Source organism: Enorma burkinafasonensis (genome assembly GCF_902150035.1).
Classification (GTDB): domain Bacteria; phylum Actinomycetota; class Coriobacteriia; order Coriobacteriales; family Coriobacteriaceae; genus Enorma; species Enorma burkinafasonensis.
The window spans coordinates 1-5,256 of record NZ_LR597535.1 but is presented as its reverse complement, the minus strand read 5'-3'; the positions used below and the strand labels follow the sequence as shown (position 1 = coordinate 5,256).

Here is a 5,256-nt window from a genome sequence, read left to right as displayed (position 1 = left end):
CCGGGGGTCGATCCCCCCGCGTGCCCTCAGGGCCGCACAGCGCGTGATGCCGCGATCCCCGCCCGGCGCACCCGGGAAGCAGGCGCCACCGACCCGCCGATGCGGGCCCGCGCCTGGAGCGTGAAGAGCTCGGGCGATTAGTACGGCTCGGCTGAGCGCGTCGCCGCGCTTGCACCTGCCGCCTATCGAACTCGTCGTCTACGAGTGCCCTTACCGAAGGGAGACCCCATCTCTGGAACGGCTTCCCGCTTAGATGCCTTCAGCGGTTATCCGCGCCGCGCGCGGCTACCCGGCCGTGCCGTTGGTCGACAACCGGTTCACCGGAGGCGCGTCCACCCCGGTCCTCTCGTACTGGGGGCAGCCTCCATCAAGTCTCCTGCGCCCACGGAGGATAGGGACCGAACTGTCTCACGACGTTCTGAACCCAGCTCGCGTACCGCTTTAAACGGCGAACAGCCGTACCCTTGGGACCTGCTCCAGCCCCAGGATGCGATGAGCCGACATCGAGGTGCCAAACCTTGCCGTCGATGTGGACTCTTGGGCAAGATCAGCCTGTTATCCCCGGAGTACCTTTTATCCGTTGAGCGACGGCCCTCCCACGTGGGGCCGCCGGATCACTAGAGCCTGCTTTCGCACCTGCTCGACTCGTGGGTCTCGCAGTCAAGCCCGCTTGTACTCTTGCATTCAAAAGGGCGGTTGCCGACCGCCCCGAGCGGACCTTCGCGCGCCTCCGTTACCCTTTAGGAGGCGACCGCCCCAGTCAAACTGCCCACCTGGCACGGTCCCCGCGCCGGATCGCGGCCGCGGGTTAGGACGCCGCACGGGAGGGGGCGGTATTCCAAGGTCGGCTCCACGGGGGCTGGCGCCCCCGCTTCGAAGCCTCCCGCCTATCCTCTACGCTCCCGAGCAGCGGCCAATGCCAAGCTGCAGTGAAGGTTCACGGGGTCTTTCCGTCCTTCCGCGGGTAGGTCGCATCTTCACGACCAGTGCAATTTCACCGGGTCCGTGGTCGAGACAGCGCCCAAGTCGTTGCGCCTTTCGTGCAGGTCGGAACTTACCCGACAAGGAATTTCGCTACCTTAGGACCGTTATAGTTACGGCCGCCGTTTACCGGGGCTTGGCTTCGGAGCTTCGGGCGAACCCTAACCCCTCCGCGTGACCTTCCGGCACCGGGCAGGCGTCAGACCCTATACGTCGCCTTGCGGCTTCTGCAGAGTCCTGTGTTTTTGGTAAACAGTCGCTTGGGCCTCTTCACTGCGGCCGGCCTCCGCTCCGGGGGCATGCCCCTTCACGTACGCGCCGGCACCCCTTCTCCCTAGGTTACGGGGCCATTGTGCCGAGTTCCTTGACCACGGTTCTCCCGATCGCCTCGGTATGTTCTACCCACCCACCTGTGTCGGTTTGCGGTACGGGCGCGCACGCGCCTGCCTAGCGGTTTTTCTAGGGACCACGGGCTCACTCGCTTCGCGAAGCCGCTTCGTCCGGCGCCTAACCCTCGATGAGGCGGGGACTTCCCTCCGCCTCGGGCCGCGCGCCATCACCGGGACGTCCAGAACCCGGCCGAGCCACCCCCATCCGTCGCCGCATCGGTCATAGCGCCGCGTGCGCGGTGCAGGAATGTCTGCCTGCTGCGCTTCGGCTACGCCTGCCGGCCTCGCCTTAGCCCCCGACTGACCCTGGGGGGATTAGCCTCGCCCAGGAAACCTCGGGTTTACGGCGGACTGGTTACTCTCCAGTCTCTCGCTACTCATGCCAGCATCCTCGCTCCCCTGCGGTCCACGGAGGGTCGCCCCTCCGCTTCGCCCCCCAGGGGACGCTCCCCTACCATACCCCGAAGGGTATCCGCCGCTTCGGCGCCGTGCTTAGCCCCGTGTATTGTCGGCGCATGTCCACTCGGCCAGTGAGCTGTTACGCACTCTTTGAAGGGGTGGCTGCTTCTAAGCCAACCTCCTGGCTGTCTGGGCGGACGCACATCCTTTGCCACTCGGCACGGACTTGGGGGCCTTGGCGGGCGGTCTGGGCTGTTTCCCTCTCGAGCACACAGCTTAGCCCACATGCTCTGACTGCCGCGCTCAGGTCCGCCGGCATTCGGAGTTCGGTCGGGATCGGTAGGCGGCGAAGCCCCCTCACCTGTCCGGTGCTCTACCTCCGGCGGAGAACGCGCGACGCTAGCCCTAAAGCTATTTCGGGGAGAACGAGATATCTCCGGGTTTGATTGGCCTTTCACCCCTATCCCCAGGTCATCGCCGCCGTTTTCAACCGACGTGCGTTCGGCCCTCCACGGGGTCTTACCCCCGCTTCAGCCTGCCCAGGGATAGCTCACCCGGCTTCGCGTCCAGCGCGCGCGACTGCGCCGCCCGTTTCGGACTCGCTTTCGCTGCGGCTCGCTTCCCAGCTTAACCTCGCCGCGCGCGTCTGACTCGCTGGCTCATTCTACAAAAGGCACGCCGTCACACCTAACGGTGCTCCGACTGCTCGTGGGCGCACGGTTTCAGGTGCTGTTTCACTCCCCTCCCGGGGTGCTTTTCACCTTTCCCTCACGGTACTTGTCCACTATCGGTCGCAGGGTAGTGTTCAGGCTTGGATGGTGGTCCACCCAGGTTCGGACCGGGTTTCACGTGCCCGGCCCTACTCAGGGACCGCCTCCGCGCCCGGCCATCAGGTTCGCCTACGGGGCCCTAACCCTGTGCCGCCGGCCTTCCCATGCCGTTCGGCTCCCTGTGGTCGGTGCGCGCCGGGAGCTGAGGCTCCCGGGCGGGCGGCCCTACAACCCCGGCGGCGCGAGGCCCTCAGGCCGTTGAGCGCTCGCCGGTTTGGCCGTCGCCCCCTTTCGCTCGCCGCTACTCGGGGGATCTCGTGATTGATTTCTCCTCCTCGGGGTACTTAGATGTTTCAGTTCCCCCGGTTCCCCTCCCCGCCCCTATGTATTCGGGGCGGGGATGCATGGCCTCCGCCATGCGGGTTCTCCCATTCGGGCACCCCCGGATCGAAGGCCGTGTGCGCCTCCCCGGGGACTATCGCGGCTTGCCGCGCCCTTCGTCGGCTCCCTGCGCCAAGGCATCCGCCGTGCGCCCGTGTCATCTTCCCGCGCCTAGCGCGGGCCACGGTATCCAACGATATGTAAACATGAATAGCATCGGTGTCGATGATATCGATTCGATCGGTGTCGCCTATCTGATCGCTCAGATGCTTCCCGAAAATGATTCGGTCAGATGATATCTGATTCTCATAGATGCGTCTTATGGAGATCGCGACTGGAGGCGGGCTCCCGCCCGGCTCCATCGCGCTATGCGGCTCTCAAGGTACGCGGGGTCGCGCCCCGGGGGCCGGAGACCGCGGGGGCGGGCGCCAGGGAAGGCCGGTCGGGTGCACGCCCCGCATCCGGCTGAAAACCGTCGAGGAAAATATTCGTCTTGTCTCTCTAAGAAATGTCTCCCTAGAAAGGAGGTGATCCAGCCGCACGTTCCCGTACGGCTACCTTGTTACGACTTCACCCCCCTCGCCCTCCACACCTTCGACGCCTCCCCCCTGAAAGGTTGGGCCGGCGGCTTCGGGTGCAGACGACTCGGGTGGTGTGACGGGCGGTGTGTACAAGGCCCGGGAACGCATTCACCGCGGCATGCTGATCCGCGATTACTAGCAACTCCGACTTCATGGGGGCGGGTTGCAGCCCCCAATCCGAACTGGGGCCGGCTTTAGGGATCCGCTCCCCCTCGCGGGGTGGCAACCCTCTGTACCGGCCATTGTAGCACGTGTGCAGCCCAGCGCATAAGGGGCATGATGACTTGACGTCGTCCCCGCCCTCCTCCGGCTTGGCGCCGGCGGTCCCGCGTGGGTGCCCAACTCAATGATGGCAACACGCGGCGGGGGTTGCGCTCGTTGCGGGACTTAACCCAACATCTCACGACACGAGCTGACGACAGCCATGCACCACCTGTGCAGGCTCCTTCCGGCCACCGGGTCTCCCCGGCTTCACCTGCATGTCAAGCGCTGGTAAGGTTCTTCGCGTTGCTTCGAATTAAGCCACATGCTCCGCTGCTTGTGCGGGCCCCCGTCAATTCCTTTGAGTTTTAGCCTTGCGGCCGTACTCCCCAGGCGGGACGCTTAATGCGTTGGCTGCGGCACGGAGGGATGTTCCCCCCACACCTAGCGTCCATCGTTTACGGCCGGGACTACCAGGGTATCTAATCCTGTTCGCTCCCCCGGCTCTCGCGCCTCAGCGTCGGTGCCGGCCCAGAGGGCCGCCTTCGCCACCGGTGTTCCGCCCGATATCTGCGCATTCCACCGCTACACCGGGCGTTCCACCCTCCCCTGCCGGACCCAAGCCGCGCGGTTCGGGGGGCGGCCCGGGGTTGAGCCCCGGGATTTGACCCCCCGCCTGCGCGGCCGCCTACGCGCGCTTTACGCCCAATGAATCCGGATAACGCTCGCCCCCTACGTATTACCGCGGCTGCTGGCACGTAGTTAGCCGGGGCTTCTTCTGCAGGTACCGTCATCCTCGTCCCTGCCGAAAGCGGTTCACGACCCGAAGGCCTCCGTCCCGCACGCGGCGTCGCTGCGTCAGGGTTGCCCCCATTGCGCAAGATTCCCCACTGCTGCCTCCCGTAGGAGTCTGGGCCGTGTCTCAGTCCCAATCTGGCCGGTCGGTCTCTCAACCCGGCTACCCGTTGTCGGCACGGTGGGCCGTCACCCCGCCGTCTACCTGATGGGCCGCGACCCCATCCCCCGCCGCCGGAGCTATGCCCCGGGGGCCATGCGGTCCCCGGGGGCCACCGGGTATCACCCGCGGTTTCCCGCGGCTGTCCCCGTGCGGAGGGCAGGTTGGTCACGTGTTACTCAGCCGTTCGCCGCTCGCTTCCCCCCGAAGGGGGGTGCCGCTCGACTTGCATGTGTTAGGCGCGCCGCCAGCGTTCATCCTGAGCCAGGATCGAACTCTCCGTCCAAGCGATTTATCATCAGCCTGGATGTCGGAGCGTGTCCGCACCCGGCCGGCATGACGCCGATCTGGATCCATCCGATTGCGTAGCGTTACTTTTCATTCCTGGAAAGGTGAATCGACTCGCCCCCCGAGGGGGGCCGAAGAATCATCTCACTTAGGTGAGTTCCGCTCGAATCACAATGGTGTTCGTTCGTCTCTTCCCTGGCGAGGAGGGCGCGCTCCCGCGCATTCTCCCTCTCCCGCCTCGCGGTATCCGGTTCCCAAGGTACCCGCCTGCGCGGCTCGGCGCCGCGCGGCAAGGAGATATATTGCCAGAA

The 5,256-nt window shown here is 65.7% G+C and carries 2 rRNA genes; both read right to left on the bottom strand.

The annotated features are described in order from the left end of the window. Positions 1-117: 117 nt before the first annotated feature. Positions 118-3,088 (bottom strand): 23S ribosomal RNA (locus FS885_RS09670). A 352-nt stretch (positions 3,089-3,440) separates the two neighbouring features. Then, positions 3,441-4,943, bottom strand: a 16S ribosomal RNA gene (locus tag FS885_RS09665). The 16S and 23S rRNA genes sit together here, the layout of an rRNA operon. Between the last annotated feature and the right edge of the window lie 313 nt (positions 4,944-5,256).